The sequence below is a fragment of the Aeromicrobium sp. UC242_57 genome (assembly GCF_044452305.1).
In the GTDB taxonomy this organism is placed as follows: domain Bacteria; phylum Actinomycetota; class Actinomycetes; order Propionibacteriales; family Nocardioidaceae; genus Aeromicrobium.
The window spans coordinates 1274782-1292594 of sequence record NZ_JBIOAM010000005.1 but is presented as its reverse complement, the minus strand read 5'-3'; the positions used below and the strand labels follow the sequence as shown (position 1 = coordinate 1292594).

Annotated in this window: 21 protein-coding genes and 1 pseudogene; 9 read left to right on the top strand and 13 right to left on the bottom strand. The window is 63.9% G+C overall.

Annotation, left to right across the window (positions count from 1 at the left end):
• Positions 1-32 precede the first annotated feature (32 nt).
• Positions 33-911 carry a hypothetical protein gene (locus tag ACHMWU_RS29750; protein WP_396049087.1) on the top strand — a complete coding sequence of 293 codons (879 nt, stop codon included), beginning with the start codon at positions 33-35 and terminating at the stop codon, positions 909-911.
• A 186-nt stretch (positions 912-1097) separates the two neighbouring features.
• Here the strand turns inward: ACHMWU_RS29750 and ACHMWU_RS29745 are convergent, their stop codons facing one another.
• The 6 genes from ACHMWU_RS29745 to ACHMWU_RS29720 form a co-directional block, all read right to left on the bottom strand.
• A complete protein-coding gene (locus ACHMWU_RS29745; protein WP_396049085.1) occupies positions 1098-2195 on the bottom strand; it encodes a hypothetical protein in 1098 nt (365 codons plus the stop codon).
• 311 nt (positions 2196-2506) lie between these two features.
• Entirely contained in the window at positions 2507-3520 is a 1014-nt protein-coding gene (locus ACHMWU_RS29740; RefSeq protein ID WP_396049083.1) for a hypothetical protein, read from the bottom strand.
• Between the two features lie 402 nt (positions 3521-3922).
• Positions 3923-4237: a C39 family peptidase gene (locus tag ACHMWU_RS29735; protein WP_396049290.1), complete on the bottom strand. Its 315-nt coding sequence runs from the start codon at positions 4235-4237 to the stop codon at positions 3923-3925.
• A gap of 1599 nt (positions 4238-5836) precedes the next feature.
• Positions 5837-6058: a hypothetical protein gene (locus ACHMWU_RS29730; protein ID WP_396049081.1), complete on the bottom strand. Its 222-nt coding sequence runs from the start codon at positions 6056-6058 to the stop codon at positions 5837-5839.
• A gap of 155 nt (positions 6059-6213) precedes the next feature.
• A complete protein-coding gene (locus ACHMWU_RS29725; RefSeq protein ID WP_396049079.1) occupies positions 6214-6855 on the bottom strand; it encodes a hypothetical protein in 642 nt (213 codons plus the stop codon).
• Positions 6852-7322, bottom strand: coding sequence for an RNA polymerase sigma factor (locus ACHMWU_RS29720; RefSeq protein WP_396049077.1), 471 nt, complete (start codon positions 7320-7322; stop codon positions 6852-6854). The genes ACHMWU_RS29725 and ACHMWU_RS29720 overlap by 4 nt, the downstream gene beginning before the upstream one ends.
• A gap of 522 nt (positions 7323-7844) precedes the next feature.
• On the opposite strand from ACHMWU_RS29720, the gene ACHMWU_RS29715 reads away from it, so the two are divergent.
• On the top strand, positions 7845-8150 hold the full coding sequence (locus tag ACHMWU_RS29715) for a hypothetical protein (RefSeq protein ID WP_396049076.1): 306 nt from the start codon (positions 7845-7847) through the stop codon (positions 8148-8150).
• On the opposite strand, the gene ACHMWU_RS29710 is transcribed toward ACHMWU_RS29715, so the two are convergent.
• Positions 8137-8649: an Lrp/AsnC family transcriptional regulator gene (locus tag ACHMWU_RS29710; RefSeq protein WP_396049075.1), complete on the bottom strand. Its 513-nt coding sequence runs from the start codon at positions 8647-8649 to the stop codon at positions 8137-8139. The two genes, ACHMWU_RS29715 and ACHMWU_RS29710, sit on opposite strands and share 14 nt — an antisense overlap.
• A gap of 355 nt (positions 8650-9004) precedes the next feature.
• On the opposite strand from ACHMWU_RS29710, the gene ACHMWU_RS29705 reads away from it, so the two are divergent.
• From ACHMWU_RS29705 to ACHMWU_RS29680, 6 genes are all read left to right on the top strand, one after another.
• Positions 9005-9370 carry a peptidase inhibitor family I36 protein gene (locus tag ACHMWU_RS29705; protein WP_396049074.1) on the top strand — a complete coding sequence of 122 codons (366 nt, stop codon included), beginning with the start codon at positions 9005-9007 and terminating at the stop codon, positions 9368-9370.
• A gap of 77 nt (positions 9371-9447) precedes the next feature.
• Positions 9448-9975, top strand: coding sequence for an RNA polymerase sigma factor (locus ACHMWU_RS29700; protein ID WP_396049073.1), 528 nt, complete (start codon positions 9448-9450; stop codon positions 9973-9975).
• Positions 9976-10052: 77 nt separating this feature from the next.
• Entirely contained in the window at positions 10053-10835 is a 783-nt protein-coding gene (locus tag ACHMWU_RS29695; protein ID WP_396049071.1) for a hypothetical protein, read from the top strand.
• A complete protein-coding gene (locus tag ACHMWU_RS29690) occupies positions 10829-11101 on the top strand; it encodes a hypothetical protein (protein WP_396049069.1) in 273 nt (90 codons plus the stop codon). The genes ACHMWU_RS29695 and ACHMWU_RS29690 overlap by 7 nt, the downstream gene beginning before the upstream one ends.
• A gap of 201 nt (positions 11102-11302) precedes the next feature.
• A complete protein-coding gene (locus tag ACHMWU_RS29685) occupies positions 11303-11587 on the top strand; it encodes a hypothetical protein (RefSeq protein ID WP_396049068.1) in 285 nt (94 codons plus the stop codon).
• A gap of 46 nt (positions 11588-11633) precedes the next feature.
• Positions 11634-11825: a hypothetical protein gene (locus tag ACHMWU_RS29680; protein ID WP_396049066.1), complete on the top strand. Its 192-nt coding sequence runs from the start codon at positions 11634-11636 to the stop codon at positions 11823-11825.
• Here the strand turns inward: ACHMWU_RS29680 and ACHMWU_RS29675 are convergent.
• The 4 genes from ACHMWU_RS29675 to ACHMWU_RS29660 all read right to left on the bottom strand — a co-directional run bounded on the left by ACHMWU_RS29675 (position 11809) and on the right by ACHMWU_RS29660 (position 13555).
• Complete coding sequence (locus ACHMWU_RS29675; protein WP_396049064.1) at positions 11809-11967, bottom strand: hypothetical protein; 159 nt, start codon at positions 11965-11967, stop codon at positions 11809-11811. The two genes, ACHMWU_RS29680 and ACHMWU_RS29675, sit on opposite strands and share 17 nt — an antisense overlap.
• The gene (locus tag ACHMWU_RS29670) at positions 11951-12517 is read right to left on the bottom strand and encodes an alpha/beta fold hydrolase (RefSeq protein WP_396049289.1); all 567 of its coding nucleotides are present in this window, start codon (positions 12515-12517) and stop codon (positions 11951-11953) included. Before ACHMWU_RS29670 ends, ACHMWU_RS29675 begins: the two co-directional genes overlap by 17 nt.
• 145 nt (positions 12518-12662) lie before the next feature.
• Entirely contained in the window at positions 12663-13019 is a 357-nt protein-coding gene (locus tag ACHMWU_RS29665) for a LysR substrate-binding domain-containing protein (RefSeq protein ID WP_396049288.1), read from the bottom strand.
• 38 nt (positions 13020-13057) lie between these two features.
• On the bottom strand, positions 13058-13555 hold the full coding sequence (locus ACHMWU_RS29660) for a LysR family transcriptional regulator (RefSeq protein WP_396049063.1): 498 nt from the start codon (positions 13553-13555) through the stop codon (positions 13058-13060).
• 85 nt (positions 13556-13640) lie between these two features.
• On the opposite strand from ACHMWU_RS29660, the pseudogene ACHMWU_RS29655 reads away from it, so the two are divergent.
• A pseudogene (locus ACHMWU_RS29655) lies at positions 13641-17058 on the top strand (bifunctional proline dehydrogenase/L-glutamate gamma-semialdehyde dehydrogenase).
• On the opposite strand, the gene ACHMWU_RS29650 reads toward ACHMWU_RS29655, so the two are convergent.
• Positions 17039-17224 carry a hypothetical protein gene (locus tag ACHMWU_RS29650; RefSeq protein ID WP_396049287.1) on the bottom strand — a complete coding sequence of 62 codons (186 nt, stop codon included), beginning with the start codon at positions 17222-17224 and terminating at the stop codon, positions 17039-17041. The pseudogene ACHMWU_RS29655 and the gene ACHMWU_RS29650 sit on opposite strands and share 20 nt — an antisense overlap.
• On the bottom strand, positions 17152-17796 hold the full coding sequence (locus tag ACHMWU_RS29645) for an IclR family transcriptional regulator (RefSeq protein ID WP_396049061.1): 645 nt from the start codon (positions 17794-17796) through the stop codon (positions 17152-17154). The genes ACHMWU_RS29650 and ACHMWU_RS29645 overlap by 73 nt, the downstream gene beginning before the upstream one ends.
• Positions 17797-17813 lie beyond the last annotated feature (17 nt).

Below are 17813 nucleotides of genomic sequence, written 5' to 3'. Positions count from 1 at the left end.
CCCAGCAACATACGTACGCCTAGGCGACGACGTTGGGTTGCTGTCGCAGTTGGCGTGGCTGCCTCTACGGCCGTAGTCTTCGCAATTGGTCGGCCCGGCGGATCGCCAGCGAAGCAGCCGCACCAGCGGTACTGGATTTCGAGTTCGCCTCAGCAGTTCGCATTGCCTACGCGCCTGGCGAAGAAGCTTCTCCCACGCTCCGGCTGCTCTCAGAAGCGGCCGCAATGTCCCGACCGTTGCCTGGCAACGGACAGATCCAGTACACGAAGTCGGACAACTGGTTCGCCGACCTCGACGACAACGGCTCATCCAAGATCGTGCCCCGCGTCAGCGAAACCTGGCTCCGTCCAAACGGTGCACTGACGACCCACGAAGCTGTGGGACAGCCACTTGACTCCAATGGCCGCAGCTCTTCGACAAGCCCCGGCGAACAGCTGGTCGACGAGACCCTCGACGCCGGAACCGTAGACGCCGGGTTCGCCAGTTCCCTCCCGACCAGACCTTCGAAGCTCGCTGACGCGTTGCTCGACCACAGCGAATGCCAATCTCGCACAGTCGGCTACGCGCGCTCAATGTGTCTATACCGAGAAATCGTCGGACTTACCCAAACGTATGTCTTGCCCAACGAACTAACCGCGGCGATCTGGAAGATGCTTGAGACAGAGACTGGATTTCACAGCCTCGGATCCGTCAAGGACCGAATCAAGCGAGACGCCGCTGCGATCTCCATCATCGACTCCGCTGAGCCACACGTTCGGCATGTACTTTTCGGCAATCCTGACAGCGGGCAGATCGTTGGCTACGAAGAGATCCTGATCAAGAAGCACCCAGGTCTCGACACCAAGCCGCCCTCGGTCCTGTCCTTTTCGACGGTAGTTGACTCCTATCTCACGTCGGCCGCGCCACGATAGCTTTCCGATCAGCAACGCTCAAGGCGACAGGGTGTCCTGTCATCTTGACTCTTGGACCCAACTTGCGGCACAAGCATCCACGTCGCACCGGGCACCGGAACCCGGTCGTCTCCGGTGCCCGCACTTCTAGTGGTTTCCGCTCTCATCACACTCAGCCGTCTGGTGCACCCGAACAGAGTCCGAGACCTATTTATCCGGCAGGATTTCAACGAATTTGAATGTATTCGCAATTCCGGTGTCTGGCTGAAGGCGGAGTTGCTGTATTCGCTTGCTCCCATGCGCAATGGTGTTGACGTTCGCGTCAGTGAGCTTCACAAGGCTGCCGTCACTCACATCAAATGTGTAGCGCTGCGCGTCGCCCTCTTCCTTATTGCCAGCATCAAATCCGACAAGATCACCTGTGATGTCGATAGTTGACGTGGAGATGTCATTCTTTCCGACGTCAATCCTCGCGAGAAGCCGGCTGTTTGAGTCGAAGATCATCAGAGCTCGAGTCCACGCCCGGTTTGCACAGGCGACGAACAGACCATTCGCATAACCGCCTCCACACCATGACCTGATTTGGTCCATTGCTCTTACCGGTTCTGCCTTGGAGCCCTCCCGTGTGGAGCGGCGCATGACCTCGTCGCGACCTCGAGCGAAGTAGACCCACTTGTCGTCGGCGAACACTCCATCAACGCCGCGTTCGAAGAGAGCAAGGGGGCTGCTCCCATCGATCGGAACTTTGTAGATCGAAGTCTCGACCTTCTTGTCGGAGACCTTGGACACTGCGTTGAAGTACACATCGGTGCCCGAGATCTGAGGAACGGTAGAACCGGACGCCATAGGAATCGGGTCGCTCTCAACCTTTGGGGCTCGTGCCAGCTCGATGGTCTTACCCTTACCTCGGCCATCGCTGCCCTCCACCTGGTAGGCATACATGACCCAGTTACTTGCCGACAGGTTGTCCGAGTCTGTCTCAACCCAGACTAGACGCCCATCGGAGTAGTCCATGCCAGTGAACTGCGTCGGCGAAGGACGACTCCCCCCGTCCGAGACCCTGACCATCTCCTGTGTCTTGAGGTCAGTGATGAATCCGTCGCGGGGTTGTAGACCGGAAGTCCCATCAGGACGACTGATACTTCCGTAGGCAATGCCAGCCTCAGCGTTCACGCCGTAGTAGATGGCCTGGTCCGCTCCGATCTTCTGCTTCAGCGTCGCAACTGTGCGGTAATCGATACCCTCGCGCGCCAATGGAGCGTCATCCAAGACCAACTCCAAGAAGGTGGGGTCGGCCGATGTCACCGCACTCTTGGACGGTTCGGGGCTGACAGCGGGTTCTGGGGAACCTCCTGGTGGGGACGAAGACTCGCTGGTGCATCCCCCGAGGATCAAAGCCGACACGAGCAGAGCCTTCGCCCCCCACCCGCCTCACGAGGCGATTCCGTATTCAGGAACCGATTCACTCCACGAGGCATATCTCTCAGGACATCCCACCGACATCGGAGTCATCACAATCCGGACACGGCTCATGGCGGGAGATCGCCACATAAGACCAATCCGCCAGCGAGAACCACTATTCGCCATGTTTCGAATCGTGTTTGCCCTCAACACACCTATTTGCTTTCCGGAAGAATCTTGATCGCATCATTCTGCGAGATCTGCGCGTACGGGAGCGGTGGCGGATGCTCGCTCTTTGCGGTGGTGAAGGGTAGAACCATCAAGGTTGACCCGGCAACTACTGCGTAAGAGGCGTCGTCCTGGATCGCAAACCGGCCTGACTCCAGATCCAGGAAGAGGATTCCGCCGGACGATATCGACGCAGTGACGAGGCGAGGAGTGATCGAAAAGGGTGGGCTGAATCCGTTATCGGTGAACGCCTTGACTTCGACCGGCTTCGCATCCATGGAGGGCAACACCATCAGCGACACCCCGACGTCGTCGGTCCTTACCCATGCTGCCGCTTTGCCATTGGTCACGAGGAATCCGGCTCCGCGAAGTCCCTTCAAACCTTGGGGCAGCTCGACCGGTTCACGAGTGCCAATGTCGATCGCGTGTAGCCGTGTCGGCGCCCCACGCGCATGCGACTCCGTCCATATCAACGTGGAATCGAAGGCGCTCAGCCGGCCTGGGTGAGCAACCCCAGGTATTACATGCCGCTTGCCGGTCGCCAGGTCTACGACAACCAGATCGCCGCCACCTTCACCGTCAGTGCCCTCGACCCACGCGGCCCGACCATCAGCGAGGACCGGAGTCTGCCAGGTGGACGGGTAGGTGACGCCGCCCGCGGCCTGACGACTTTCACCGATCTGGCTGACTTTGTGCCGCCTTCGATCCCATGCCTTCACGACATAATCGTCGAGACTGTTAGGCGTTCGATATTCCTTCCAGACAGCGAAATCCTCATTGGCTTGGCCACCAGCTTGAAAGGCCTCACCGCTGGCGGAGGCATCGACTTGCTCGACTACCTCACCGGTTCGTGCGTTGACCAGAGCGACGCCGTTGAAGCCCTCGCTTTTGACGGCCGCTACGAGTTTGGTCGAGCTTGGATTCACCTCGAACGGCTGTACGTGGTTGACCCAATCGGCTTTCCATCCCTTGCGCAACTGAGTGACGGTCGGTGCCGCCAAAGCGCCTTGCCGAATTTTCCATTGCTCGTTGACACTGGGGGCAGGAGAAGGCGAGGACTCGAGTGGGCGCCGTTCCTTCTCCGGTGAACACCCCGAGGCAAGGACAAGTATCGCTGCCAGAGAAGCTAGGAACGCATCCTTACCAGACATAGCCCCGGCCACCGAGAATAGTCGTCATTGTGTTCGACGAGAGGGTCGAGAACTTCGGAACAGATCCGGCCCACGACGTGGTCGATCCCGCAGCAGGATCGCCGTATCGGGTCGTTGATCCAGAGCCCGAGTAGCCGGTCATTGTGACATAGTGCCAGATAGTTCCGCCCGCAGGATGACCGTTAAGCCGCGGTCCGCCGGGAACTTCATACGCGCCGCCGACTAGCCCGTGGTCGAGCGTAATTCCGGCCACTATCCGATTCTTGTAGTTCGTCTTCTCAGTTGCAGTCGGGCTATAGGACAGGTCAACCGCCACATAGTAGGGAGCCTGCCAGTCCGGTTGTTCAAGACGTCCTTGACCGGCCTTCCAGTGCTCGGAGACGTACTCACGTTCACGCCAGACCAAGCAGTCCCGGCCGTCGTCGTCTTGAGTTGACCCGCGAGCACGGTCTGAGTTGGCGAGGTGACGCCGATGGTTCGCAGTGCCATCGCTACCGCAGACGGCCCACACCAATAGGTGCGGGACTGAGACGAATGCGTGACAGAAATGGTTTTTGATGGCGACACAGCTGCGGCAGCTGAAGCTCTTGATGTCTTCGAGACGAAGGAGGCGTACTTCTCACGATCGAGGGCGGCTTCCTGCGCGATGGCCAAAGAGTCCCGGGGCCCTACCAGGCCAGGGCCCAGTCCAGCCGCATCCTGCGCCGCCTTGTAGTCCCCGACCTCCTCTGCACTCAACTGCAACGGTTCAGCCGGATTTGACTCAGCGGCAACCGCCACACTCGACGATGCAATAGCGAGGCCAACGCAGCTAGCAGCGCAGCCGACGCGTAAACCATCTTATTTTTTCGCAAAGCGACCTCCAGTGTCGATTCAGATTTCGAAATTGACTTGACCAGTTCCGACGGAGCGCGGTCCGCGCGCATCACGCGCCCACCCAAGACGTGCGACCGATTTCGGCTGAGCTTCCTCACTATCCATCACATTCGATCTCCAAAGATCACGGAGACGGGTCAACTATTTTCCGGAGGTTTAGAAGCTGCCGAGAGCTTAGTTAAGAGGCACCAAATGTCCTCAGAGCGAAAGCGCTGTGCGAAGCCGTATCGCGCCGAGTGTCATGGGCCTCGACCAGGGCCGAGAAGCCGGCAGCAGGGTACTCAGGATTCATACGGTCGCGGACGCTGCCACGGGCAGTGGCTCGCGCAACATCACCGCGACGAACTGCGGCAGACAGAACCCGAAGATTGCCACCGCATGACCGACTTCCCAGCACACACGGTCAGAACCAACGGGTCGGGCCCATGTGTATGGCGATCCCTGGATCACCCACCTTTTGCGAAAGAGGTACGAAATACCCCTCGCGCTGCTTAGACTCGCATCCATTCTGTAAATACGAGTTATCGAGTCGCTTTGACGTTTCGACCAATCGGGGTTCTTGTTGCGGTGGTGTTCGCGACGGCGGTGGCCGCGCCGCCGGCTATTGCAGGAAGCTATCCATCAAGCTTCGTGAGGGTGTCAGGCGGTTCCGCGTCCTGCACGATGGTGGCCGCATCGATTAACGATTCGACCAACATGGCAGGCGGCCGTACGTCTAACTTCGCAGGCTGTGACGACAGCAACCCTCCCGTCAACATGGCCGCTGGTCGACTAGGGGTCGCACCGTGGGGCGTGCAGGACGCAGGCAGCGTCGCATTGACCTGTACAGACGTCCCCGGCAGGATCGTAAATACCGCGAGTGCAAGCACGATTGCCAAAGGACTAGCCATCGACTTCGGCGCATGCCCACGAAGCAGGGGGAAGTACTTTGGTCGCGCAATTGGGGCCCGCAAGATCGAGAACGGCACTTGGAAGAGTTCAAACGTCGTGGAGTCACCTCGCAGAGCACTTTGATCGGGACTAGGAGCAATATGAAGCAATCAGTACGTAGATCTGTCGTTGCCCTAACGTGCGCTGCAGGCCTCGGTCTCAGCATCGGCGGAGGAATGGTCGCGTTCGCGAATGACCCAGACTCAGGGACAGCGTCAAACAGCCACCCGTTGGCCGATATTCGAATGCCGGACGGTTCGCCAGGCGACGCAGTGACAAAATCGTGGCCAAAGAACGAATTCGGCCTGACCTACGGGTACGCGACGCCAGCCGATGTTGAGGAGGGGGAACGTTCCCGACCTACGGCCGTTCCAGCCCACCCCTGACGGCCCGGGAGGTTTCCTGCGAAACGATGAAACGTACCTGCCCGAGGCGAAAACCACTGAAGAAGAAATCGCTCGCACCAAAGATATCTACAACGAAAAGGGCGAAGAAGTTCGCAATCTCTACGGCCCCGATGGCAAGACCGTGTTGGACACCTTCGTATACAGCACCATGAGCATGACCAACGAAGACGGTCAAGCCCTCGACCCGAAGACCGGCGAAGTCCTCGAATCTGAGTCACTCGGACACCAGTTCGCGATGACCTCCTGCCTGCCTCGGAGGTCATCGCGGCTGAAAGCAACTAACCGTGATGCATGTACTGAGCTGTATTCGGCGAGGCAGCCAAACGGTGTCTACCGGCACCGGCCAGCACCGGCCGTGTGACACTGGTGTGACGGCACAGGCGCATAACTTGTCACACCGCTGTTGCTATCCGGCGGCCTCGGGATCAGCGGACAAAGCTCCCTTCCTCCCAGAAGAGTCTTCCCATCCGGTCCGTAGACGTTGAGATGCTCTGGCAAGGTCTCAACATTGCCCGCACCTGTGTAGGTGTAGGCATCCTCGGATCGCCAGAACCCATAATCTCCGTTCTCAGTGATGACCGGGATCAGATCGGGCAGGTTGTGGGCGAGAACGTCTGCTCGGGTGGGTTCGCCGAACGTGAGACCAAAATCGTTCTTGGGCCACGGCGTTGTGGTGATTGCGTTCTCACCTCGGCCGGCCGCAGGCTTGCCATCCATGCCCGCTGGGCCTTGCACGTTTGAGTAGTTCCCCGAATCGGTTGGGGCGAACGGCCCCACATTGGCCACCGCAGCACCGCCGCCAGCAACGGCCAAGGCGGCTACTCCTGCCGCGACAGCTCTGCTGCGGTTTCGTCGCTGACAACCCTGATGCGGCCTGGCCAGCGTCACGCGATTGATCTTTTGATGCGCGCCCGAAATCATCTGATCGAACTCAGCATCGCTCGGCAGCTCCCGCGGTTTGAGAGTTGTCATTCCTGCACTTCCCTTCGGAGGATCTTTCTCGATCTACTCAGACGCTTCCCCACCGACGCCTCACTGATGCGGAGCCGTCCAGCTGCCTCGCGGTCGCTGAACCCCTGCAACAGCACTGGCTCGCAGACCACACGATCTGTATCGGGAAGGTTGGTGATGGAGCTCAGCGCCCACTGCAGCTGAACTGCTGCGGCGGTGTCTGCCGCATCTGCTGTCAGTGATTCCTCCAGCTGGATCATCTCGTTCCAGCGTTGGTCACGACGAGCGCGGTTTCTGGCGTGATTGCGACACGTCACAAGAAGCCACGGCAGAGCCGAGTCGTTGATGACCCTCACAGCCCCCGGCCTACTCCACGCCGTCAGGAACGTGTCCTGAAGCAATTCCTCCACGGCCTCGCGGGAGGCGGACAACGACCACGCGAACCTCGCAACGGCAGGCGCTGTCCGTGCGTAGAAGAGGTCGAACATCCGCCGGTCCCCGTCAGTCACAGCGTCCAGGGCTGTTGGTCGTTCATGTCAGCCGCAGCGGATGCTCGCACCTCAACATCATCCATACCTTGAAGTGTCCAACTAGGCAGGATCCTTACCCTCAGCCACAGAGTTTCTTCAGCAGGCCGTAGGGAGTCGGGGCTGTCGAGGTTGGTCAACACAAGTTCCAAGGACTTTGATCGCCCGAAGTGGTGGCAACCAGATCACGTTCGTCTTGATCGTGCCACCCCCCACCGGGGAAACACGTGAACACATCGAAGAGGTCGTCTCAGACGTGGTCTGATCATTTGAGGACTACCTCACCTACATCAGGACTGATCGCACGATCAGCATGAACGTGGTGTTGGTACGGCCCGAGGAGGATAGATGTCACGACCAAGACTGGTATGCGCGGCAGTCGTCCCGCGTTCGCGGGCGGCTCTTTCGGCGGCGGCGCTTACTGCGGCCTGCTTGGTATCGGCATGCGGCCAGACAAGCCAAGACGATTCGACGACGGGCCGCGTGCAGGAGCCTGACATCGTGCCGTCGTCAAAGATGTACCGCAGTGAAAACGCGGCATGCGAGGCGTTGATGGAGGATCCGCCCACTGGGTCAGTACTGAGCGCATCGATTGATGCATCCGATCTAGCACAAATCCAAAGCCTCATGGCAGGAACAAATGGCATGCGCATGGTCGGTGAAGGCCGGTGCGGCGATGTAGCGGTGGTGACTGTTGGAGTCGCCTCCTCACGCGTACAGGTACCGGCCATCGGGGCCAACGGCACGCCCATCATCGCGGTGTACCAGCCACCCATCAACGCACTGTAAGCCGCGTCCCCACCCACAGGCCGTGTGACACTGGTGTGACGGCGCAGGGGCATAAGCGCAGCCACGTGCGGGGGCGCTCGAAGATCCGCGACATCACGATGACGCTGCGGGTCCGGTCGACGTTCTCGAACTCCCGCATCCGTTCGACGGTCCGTTCGATCTCAGCCATGCTCGAGGCCATGACGTGGACGAGCGCATCGGCATCGCCCGTGATGGTCCACACCCCCACGACCTCCGGGATCGCCTCCAGATCACGTTTGAGCCGCTCGGTCGAGACATTGCCCTGGTAGGAAAGCTCGACGTACGCCTCGGTGTCCCAGCCGAGCGAGGCCGGGTCGATGAGCGCGGTGAACCCGGCGATCTCCTTGCGCACGAGCATCTGGTCGACGCGGCGCTTGACGGCAGGGGCAGACAGGCCGACCTTGGCGCCGATCTGCTGATACGTGGCGCGGCCGTCGGTCAGCAGGTGTCCGATGATCTCGCGATTGACCCGATCCACGGCGCTCTCCTTGGGCTAGGTGATGTCTACGATCTGCAACAAACAGCCAAGTTCCGGGCAAGAGATCGCGATTGCTTGCAAGCATATTGTTCCAGGCTTTGAGATCGAAACAACGAACGTCTTTTGAGCAGAGTGATTCCGACGCGAAGATCACCCATCTCATCGGCACCGTTGGCCTCACACAGATAGATCCCTCAACTACGCCGCTTGTTACAGGCTCCTGCGAAGTTCTTCCTCACACGTCCTCGACGCGTTGTCGTGCCACCACCTGATCGCGCGCGCGTCCCCTTCGCAGCACGATTCTTACACGAACGAGACGTTGGTAATCCGGTGATGGCGACCGGGATTGGGTGTCATGAAGACACCCAAAACTCTTACGTCCATCTCCCTCCTGGCCCTGACGATTGGCATCAGCCTCTTCTCCGCCGGCCCGGCAGAAGCCCTTGCGAGCGACTGCCCCAGCGGCTACATGTGCTGGTGGAGCGGAACGAACTACAGCGGCACGATGAAGAAGACCGCTGCGACCGGGGCATACCACCCCACCGGCATGTCCACGATCGAGTCGTACTACAACCGTCGGACCAAGCGAACCTGGCTGCACCAGACGGCGGACGGCTCCGGCTCCTACGTATGCCTCGAACCTGGTGCTCGTTCCGGCAACCTCTCCGGCTGGCAGGACAACGCCAAAGCCGTGTACCTGGCAACGATCGCCAACTGCTGATCGTCCGGGAGGGGCATCCGCGTAGACAGGCCAGAACCTCGACGTCTTCACACCTGGACCACAGGTAGAGTGCTGAGGTGGGCGAAGACGATTTCACTGCCCTGTACCGGGAACTCAGTGGCAGGCTGTTCTCGTTCGCCGCGCGTCGACTTCCTCCGCAGGCTGCCGACGACGCGGTGAGCCAGACCTTTGAGACGGTCTGGCACAAGCGCGACGAATGCCCCGATGATCCGACTGCGCGAATCGGCTGGGTCTTCACGATCGGTCGCTATAAGGTGCTCCAGGAGACGGAACGCGTTCGTCGCAAGCATCACGACAACCGGTTTGTCGAGGACTACCCCTCCCGGCCCCCAGTGGTTCCCGACGTGTCGGAGTCAGTTGTCGAGACGGCTGAGGGCCGTTGGATCTACCAGCAGCTCAGCGCCTTGGAGCAGGAGCTTTTCGACGTGGCCTTCATGAAAGACGTCACTCGTGAAGAGGCCTCGGCGATGCTGGCGGTCTCGACCGGAACGTTCACGACCCGGGTGTCCCGGCTGAGAAGCAGGATCAAAGCACTGCACCGTGATGCAGGCGCACCCGAACCGAGCACGAGAGGAGGGATCTGATGCCAGAGAACGAAACCCATGCCGATGACGACGACCGCGAGCTCGCGCTCTTGCGCCTAGAGGCCAGCGAGCGTGGCATGCCCGGCATGATCACCCCTGAGTCGGTCGGCGTGACCCTAGAGTCACCTGAATCTATCCTCGCCCGACTGAAGTCGTCCGGTTCCGACCTCGACGGCACCCCAGCACCCTCACCGCTCCGTCAGAAGTCTCGTCACCTCCCGCTGCTCGCCGCGGTGGCCGCTGCGGCTGCCGTAGCCGTTGCAGTCGTCGTGGTGGCACCATCGCAGCAGCAATCAGCCGTAGCACTCACCCCTCCCGTGCTGGACTACGAATTCGCTGCCGCCCAGAACATCGCCTACGCCCCAGGCGAGGATGCCCAGGGCACACTCCGGGACCTCGCCCAGGCCGCAAAGCGTCAGGAAGCCTTGCCGCGCTCTGGCAGCACTCAGTACGTGCTGACCGACAACTGGTTCGCCACCCTCGACGCCACCGAAGCCGCCCAGCTCATCCCTAAGCGCCGCGAGACGTGGTTCCGCTCTGATGGGACGACATGGGTCCGCGAGACGGCCGGGCATCCCCTCTCTCCTGACGGGCGCGGCTTGTCACGAGACGATCATGCGGACTCTCCCGTCGGGCCGATCGACGAGACCTACCCAGCTGAGGACGGGCTGGACCCCACCTTCGTCAGCAAGCTCCACGGCGACTTCCGCTCGGTCCGCAAGGCGCTGCTGGAGGCTGGCCAGTGTGAGGCCAAGGCAGCGAGCCCCGAGCGCGCGCAGTGCATCTATCAGGAGATCGCAACTCTCTACAGCCAGTACGTGATCCCCCCGAGCTCGCCGCCGCCTTCTGGCGGATGTTGAGCGAAGAGCCATCTCTGCGCTCCCTGGGAAGCGTCAACGATCGAGCAGGACGCTCAGGCATCGGGATCTCGCTCATCCCCGCGGACTCACCGCAGTTCCGCAAGATTCTCATCATCAGCCCGGACACCGGCGGCCTCCTGGGAACCGAAGAGATACTCATCAAGAACGATTCCGATGTCGGGATCAAGGCCCCGGCCATCTACGCATTCACGGCCATCCTGGACGCCAGATATGTCAGTGACAAAGGGCCGGCAACGAAGCAGTAGCCCGGCTCCGCAGGCGGAATGATGAGGTCCGCAGAAGTCCCGAAAAAATCTTCGAGCCGTCGTAATAATCGCCCCCTGAGTGTGATCAATAGGTAGGGAGCCGAGTTTTCGGCGCCCTGACCGTTGTCCGCGATCTGTCAGAGGGGTCAGATTCATGAGGTCAGCCGTACCCGGCCACGAACCAGATCCGACCGTCGTCCAGTGCGCCGGTGCCGATGCTCGGGGGCACCGGCGCCTGCTGACGATCTCGACCTGCCGACGCAGGTCGAGCTTCTGCGGGCCGCGATCCGGCGTTTCGGCATCGAGGATGCAGTCGCTCAGATCGTCGCGCTCGAAGACCTCCGCGCCGAGATCGCGATCCAGCAGCGCAAGCTCGACGATCTGATCGCCCAGGTGCGCGACGTCAGAACGCCAGCTCGCCAGATGAAGGCTGCCGAGGCTGGAGCATGCGATCCGCCACCGACTCCTGGTCGAGTTCAGATATGACCGCCAGCCTCGCGTCGTCCAGCCGGCGACGTTGGGTCTCCACCGCATGACGGGCCGGTTGTCGCTGCGCGGGTACCAGATCGGCGGACGAAGCAACTCGATCATGCCGCCGTTCTGGACGATGTTCCAGGTCGACCGGATCGCCGAACTAGTCATCACGACGGCGGTGTTCCCGGCGGATCCTCCCGGCTACCCCAGCGGTGACCAGCACATCCATCCGGTCATCGCCGGGCTGTAGCCGCCTCAGTGTGGCCCAGCACGAGCGCCGCCGCATCGTCCGGCCGTTCCCACCAGAACAGGTGACCGACTCCCGACCACGACTCGTGCGTGGCGCCCACGATTCCGGCCGCCAGCGCGGCACCCTCAGCCGCCACGATCATCTCGTCGAGGTCGCCGTGCACGACGAGAGTCGGGACGTTGATGAGTCCCAGCCGCGAGCGCGTGTCGTGGCTCATGCAGGCGGTGCTCTGAAGTGCGACGACCGCGGCCGGCACCCGCCTGGCCATCGTGACGGACCTGAACCGGTCGAGCTCGCCCGGTCGGGCGGCGAACTCCGGCGACACGTTGACCTCGAATCCCACCTGCGTCGCCCGTTCGGCGTCTCGCGACGCGATCGCCCGCATCAGCCGGCCTGGGCCAGGAGCGTCGAAGGCGCCCGGTCCACCCGCGCTCGTGCATCCGAGCACCAGGCTGCGGACCCGCTCGGGCGCACGCAGCGCCAGCTCCTGAGCAACCAGTCCCGCCCATCGAGATCCCCATGACGTGAGCCGACTCGTGACCGAGTGCGTCTCGCAGCGCGGCAGCATCATCGGCCAGGTCGGCGATCGTGAACGGTCCCTCCGCACGCGAGCTGGCGCCGATGCCTCGATGGTCGTACGTGATGACCTGGTGCTGACGTGCGAGCGCTCCGACGAAGGCGTCCCCCCACATCCCGCCGTGGCCCGACATGCCCTGGATCAGCAACAGGGGCTCGCCCTCCCCGACGGTCTCGACGTCGAGGGTCAGTCCAGTCGCGGCATTGATGCAGTGCTGCACGGTGCGTCCTTCCGGGTCGGTGGATCCGCTACGCATTGTGTCAGCCCGGCGCCACAGAATTCAGCGCTTCTCGACAGGCCACGACCGCTGGCTGGCGGGCCGCCGCGATGCGGGCCGAGGTGAAGATCGTGCGCCGCGGCGCATCGTCGAGGTCGATCAGTCGCACCGTCGGCTCACGGCCCATCCACAACAGGTCAGGCAGCAGCGCGACGGCGTTGCCAGACTCGATCAGCCGAATCTGCGCCTGCAGGTCGGCGGTCTCGAACCGGACGTCGGGCTCGAACCCGGCAACCCGGCACGCCTGCTCGGCGAAGTGCCTCGATGCGACGCCGGGCGGCTCCATGACCCAGGGCAGACCTGCGGTGTCGGCGATCGAGTCGATGCGGGGACCGCCCAGAGCCGTCGGGGCGACGGCGAGCCGGATCGCATCGGACGTCAGCGCCAGTCGGTCGAGCCGTCATGACGGGGTGCCGCATGTCCCGGATACTGCTCGGCGATGACCAGGTCGAAGTCGCGGGCCCACGTCTCGTACAGCGCCGACTCCGGTTCGCGCTGCGTCATCGTGACGCGCAGCCGCGGATGCTCCCGCGCGAGCCGGGTCAGCGTGTCGGGCATCAGCGCGAGCGCTGCGGACTGGAACGCTGCGATCCGCACGGTGCCGGTCGCCTCTTCCAGCGAGGCGGCGAGGTCGGTCTCGGCCTGCTCGAGCCGCTGCAGGACGGCCCCGGTGTGCTCGACGAGGATCTGCGCCTGCGGCGTGGGCTGCACTCCCCGACCAGCCTTGCGGAGCAGCTCGACGCCGACTTCCTTCTCGAGCAGCGTCAGCTGCTGGGAGATCGACGAGGGACTTTGGTGCAGGGCCGCAGCGACTCCGGCCAGCGTGCCGCGCACCTGCACCTCGCGCAGGAGTCGAAGTCGCCTGACGTCCAGCATGTACACCGTCCAGTAAGTAAAAGCGAAGATTATCGGTCAATAATCATCGCTTTACCTTAACGGAATCACTGCGCACACTGAAGTCATGGAATCCACGACTCCCCTCGCCGACGAGAGCATCGCCCTCGTCCGCCGCTGGCTGACCGAGTCCGCCAAGGTGCCGACCGACGCCTCCGCGAGCCAGCTAGCCGGACTGTTGAAGGATCCCCGCGGCCTGCCCTTCACGGTCGGCTTCATCGATGGCGTGATCCGCCCCGAGGACTCGGCCGTCGCGGCCCGCAACTTCGCCGAGCTGGCCAAGGACATCCCGGCCTTCTTGCCGTGGCACCTGCGCACCGGCGTGCGCCTGGGTGCTGCCGTCGGCCAGGTCCTGCCCGGCGTCGTGATCCCGATCGTGCGCCGCGCGCTGCGCGCCATGGTCGGCCACCTCATCGTCGACGCCCGCCCAGGAAGACCGGCAAGGCCATCGCGAAGATCCGCAGCCGCGGCGTGCGGCTCAACATCAACCTGCTCGGCGAGGCCGTGCTGGGTGAGCGCGAGGCCGCCCGCCGACTCAAGGGCACGCACGACCTCCTGGCCCGGCCCGATGTCGACTACGTCTCGATCAAGGTGTCCTCGACCGTCGCCCACACTCCGTGTGGGCCTTCGACGAGGCCGTCGAGCACGTCGTCGACCGGCTGACGCCGCTGTTCGAGCGTGCCGCCGCCCACCCCGTCCCGAAGTTCATCAACCTCGACATGGAGGAGTACCGCGACCTCGACCTGACGATCGCGGTGTTCACCACGATCCTGGACAAGCCGCACCTGCGCGAGCTCGAAGCAGGCATCGTGCTGCAGGCCTACCTGCCCGACGCACTCGACGCCATGATGCGGCTGCAGACCTGGGCCGCCGAGCGCCGGGCATCCGGAGGGGCGGGCATCAAGGTGCGCGTCGTCAAGGGCGCCGACCTGCCGATGGAGCGCGTCAGTCGTCCCTGCACGACTGGCCGCTAGCGACCTGGAGCACCGAGCAGGACTCCGACACCAACTACAAGCGCGTCATCGACTACGCGCTGCACCCCGACCGGGTCCAGAACGTGCGCATCGGCGTCGCCGGGCACAACCTGTTCGACCTGGCGTACTCGTGGCTGCTCGCCGGCCAGCGCGGCGTCCGCGACGGCATGGAGCTCGAGATGCTGCTGGGCATGGCGCAGGGACAGGCCGAGGTCATCCGCCAGGACATCGGCGGCCTGCTGCTGTACACGCCCGTCGTGCACCCCGGCGAGTTCGACGTGGCGATCGCCTACCTGATCCGCCGTCTCGAAGAGGGCGCGAGCCAGGACAACTTCATGTCCGCGGTGTTCGACCTGCACGACGACGAGGCGCTGTTCGAGCGCGAGAAGGGACGCTTCCTGGCGTCGCTGGCCAACCTCGACACCGACGTCCCGCTGCCGCGCCGCACGCAGAACCGGCTCGAGGCTCCCGTCGCGCCGACCGGTACCGCGTTCTTCAACACCCCCGACACCGACTCGTCGTTGCCAGCCAACCGCCAGTGGGGCCGCGAGCTCCTCGGCCGGGTCAGCACGTCGGCGCTCGGCCGCGACCTCGTCGAGCAGCACACCGTCGTCACCGCCCAGGGTGTCGACGACGCGATCTCGGTAGCCGTCGCGTGCGCCGCGACGTGGGGCTCCCTGACAGGTGCCGAGCGAGGGGCGATCCTCGACCAGGTCGCGCACCACATGGAAGAACGCCGCGCCGACTTCGCCGAGGTCATGGCCGCAGAGACCGGCAAGACCCTCGACCAGTCCGATCCGGAGATCTCCGAGGCAATCGACTTCGCGCGGTACTACGCGCACCTGGGCCCGTGGGCTCGACACCGTCGACGGCGCGACGTTCGTCCCCGCCGCCCTGACCGTCGTGACCCCACCGTGGAACTTCCCGGTCGCCATCCCGGCAGGCTCGACCCTGGCGGCGCTCGCCGCAGGATCGGCGGTCATCATCAAGCCGGCCCCCCCAGGCCGCCCGCAGCGGCTCGGTCATGGTCGAAGCCCTCTGGGAGGCCGGTGTCCCCCGCGACGTCCTGCAGCTGCTGCACGTCACCGAGGGCGACCTGGGCACCCGGCTGGCGTCTCGACCCCCGTGTCGACCGGGTCATCCTGACCGGCGCGTTCGAGACCGCCGAGCTGTTCCGCTCGTTCCGTCCCGACCTGCCGATGCTCGCCGAGACGAGTGGCAAGAACGCCATCATCGTCACACCGAGCGCCGACTTCGACCTCGCCGCCAAGGACGTCGCGTACTCCGCATTCGGTCATGCCGGGCAGAAGTGCTCGGCCGCATCGCTGGTGATCCTGGTCGACAGCGTCGCGACGTCCCAGCGCTTCCGCAACCCAGCCCGTCGACGCCGTCACGTCGCTGCGGGTGGGCCTGCCCTCCGATCCCACGACGCAGGTCGGCCCGCTCGTCGAGCCGGCCCGCGGCGAGCTGCTCGACGCACTGACGACCCTGGCCCCCGGCGAGACGTGGCTGGTCGAGCCGCGCCGCCTCGACGAGGACGGTCAGATCTGGTCGCCCGGCATCAGGGACGGGGTCGCCCGCGGCTCGAACGTCCACCTGACCGAATTCTTCGGCCCCGTGCTCGGCATCATGACGGCCAGCACCCTCGAGGAGGCCATCGCGATCCAGAACGACGTCGACTACGGCCTGACCGCAGGCCTGCACTCGCTCGACGCGGAAGAGATCGGCACGTGGCTCGACCGTGTCCAGGCCGGCAACCTGTACGTCAACCGCGGCATCACCGGCGCGATCGTGCAGCGTCAGCCCTTCGGTGGCTGGAAGAAGTCAGCCGTCGGTGCAGGACACAAGGCCGGCGGACCCAACTACCTCGTCGGCCTCGGCTCGTGGCGCACGGCGCAGGCTACGGCCACTGGCGCGGCCCTGGCCCCACACGTCGAGAAGCTGCTCGCGGCGGCACGCGAGCTCCGCGCCGAGAACAGCCACCTCGACCTGCTGGAACGTTCCTTCGTCAGCGATGCCCTCGCCTGGCGCGACCTGTTCGGCACCCCGGTCGATGTCTCGGGGCTGATGGCCGAGCGCAACGTGTTCCGCTACCTGCCGACGACCATGCACGTGCGCCTGGCCGACGGCGGGAGCACGATCTCGCTGATCCGCGTCATCGGAGCTTGCGGCCATCACCGGAGCCTCTGTGACGATCTCGAGCGCGATCGCCCTGCCCGAGTCGATCAAGTCCTGGCTGGCTGCCCAGGGAATCGCACTGACGGTCGAGAACGACCACACCTGGCTGGCGGGGATGGCGTCCGCACCTCATGACCGGGTGCGGCTGATCGACGGTTCAGCCGCAGACGTCGCCCGGGCCACCGACGGACGTCCGGATCTGGCGATCTTCGATCACGACGTCACGGAGGCCGGCCGAATGGAGACTTGCTGCCCTTCCTCAAGGAGCAGTCCGTCAGCATCACCGCCCACCGCTTCGGCACCCCCGATCACCTCACGGACCAGCTGATCTGACGCGCTGGGACAACCGGTGGGCCTGGTCGAGCAGCAGCTGACCGAGCTCGGGCCGCCGCTCGCTGCGGAAACGCGACTCGACCCCCGTCAGGCTCAAGGCCCAGGCCGGAGAGCCATCCCGGTCGAACACGGCGGCGGCCATGCCCCAGCTGCCTTCGACGAGCAGACCCGGATTGGTCGCGTAGCCGCTGGCGCGCGTCTCACCGATGCGCTCACGCAACAGCCCGGTGCGTGAGCCGGTCCCCACTCCTCGTCGACCGTCTGCCGTTCCAGGTACGACTCAACCTCCCGGTCGGGCAGGTGCGACAGGATCGCGAGGCCGGCCGACGCGACGCCGAGCGGGAACCTGATCCCTTCGTGCAGCACGTGGGACCGCAAGGGGAAGCTGCCGTCCTCGCGCAACAGGCACACCGTCTCGTCCCCTCGACGCGCCGACAAGAAGGCGCTCTCGCCCGTCTGCTGCGCAAGCTCGTGGACGATCGCGCGGGCATGGCGGCTGATGTCGTACCGCGCGGCGGCCGACGTGCCCAACAGGTAGAGCTCGGGCCCGAGGTGCCACCGGCCCGTCTGCTCGTCACGGTCGACGAGCCCCTCCCTGGCCAACGAGGTCAGCAGCCGGTGGGCGGTGGGCCGGGTCATGCCGGAGCTCCGGCCGACCTCGGTCGTGGAGACGCCCTCGGGCTCGTGCGCCCCCACCGCCCGCAGCAGCCCGCCTACCCGGGAGACGACATCGATCATGGCCCCAGCCTAGCGTC

What these genes read in the sequence shown, in the direction of transcription:
- ACHMWU_RS29680 (WP_396049066.1), top strand. Translation starts at nt 11,634, where the DNA reads ATGACGGGCCGGTTGTCGCTGCGCGGGTACCAGATCGGCGGACGAAGC.
- ACHMWU_RS29720 (WP_396049077.1), bottom strand. Translation starts at nt 7,322, where the DNA reads ATGTTCGACCTCTTCTACGCACGGACAGCGCCTGCCGTTGCGAGGTTC.
- ACHMWU_RS29670 (WP_396049289.1), bottom strand. Translation starts at nt 12,517, where the DNA reads ATGTGGGGGGACGCCTTCGTCGGAGCGCTCGCACGTCAGCACCAGGTC.
- ACHMWU_RS29675 (WP_396049064.1), bottom strand. Translation starts at nt 11,967, where the DNA reads ATGATCGTGGCGGCTGAGGGTGCCGCGCTGGCGGCCGGAATCGTGGGC.
- ACHMWU_RS29660 (WP_396049063.1), bottom strand. Translation starts at nt 13,555, where the DNA reads ATGCTGGACGTCAGGCGACTTCGACTCCTGCGCGAGGTGCAGGTGCGC.
- ACHMWU_RS29725 (WP_396049079.1), bottom strand. Translation starts at nt 6,855, where the DNA reads ATGACAACTCTCAAACCGCGGGAGCTGCCGAGCGATGCTGAGTTCGAT.
- ACHMWU_RS29695 (WP_396049071.1), top strand. Translation starts at nt 10,053, where the DNA reads ATGCCCGGCATGATCACCCCTGAGTCGGTCGGCGTGACCCTAGAGTCA.
- ACHMWU_RS29705 (WP_396049074.1), top strand. Translation starts at nt 9,005, where the DNA reads ATGAAGACACCCAAAACTCTTACGTCCATCTCCCTCCTGGCCCTGACG.
- ACHMWU_RS29690 (WP_396049069.1), top strand. Translation starts at nt 10,829, where the DNA reads ATGTTGAGCGAAGAGCCATCTCTGCGCTCCCTGGGAAGCGTCAACGAT.
- ACHMWU_RS29645 (WP_396049061.1), bottom strand. Translation starts at nt 17,796, where the DNA reads ATGATCGATGTCGTCTCCCGGGTAGGCGGGCTGCTGCGGGCGGTGGGG.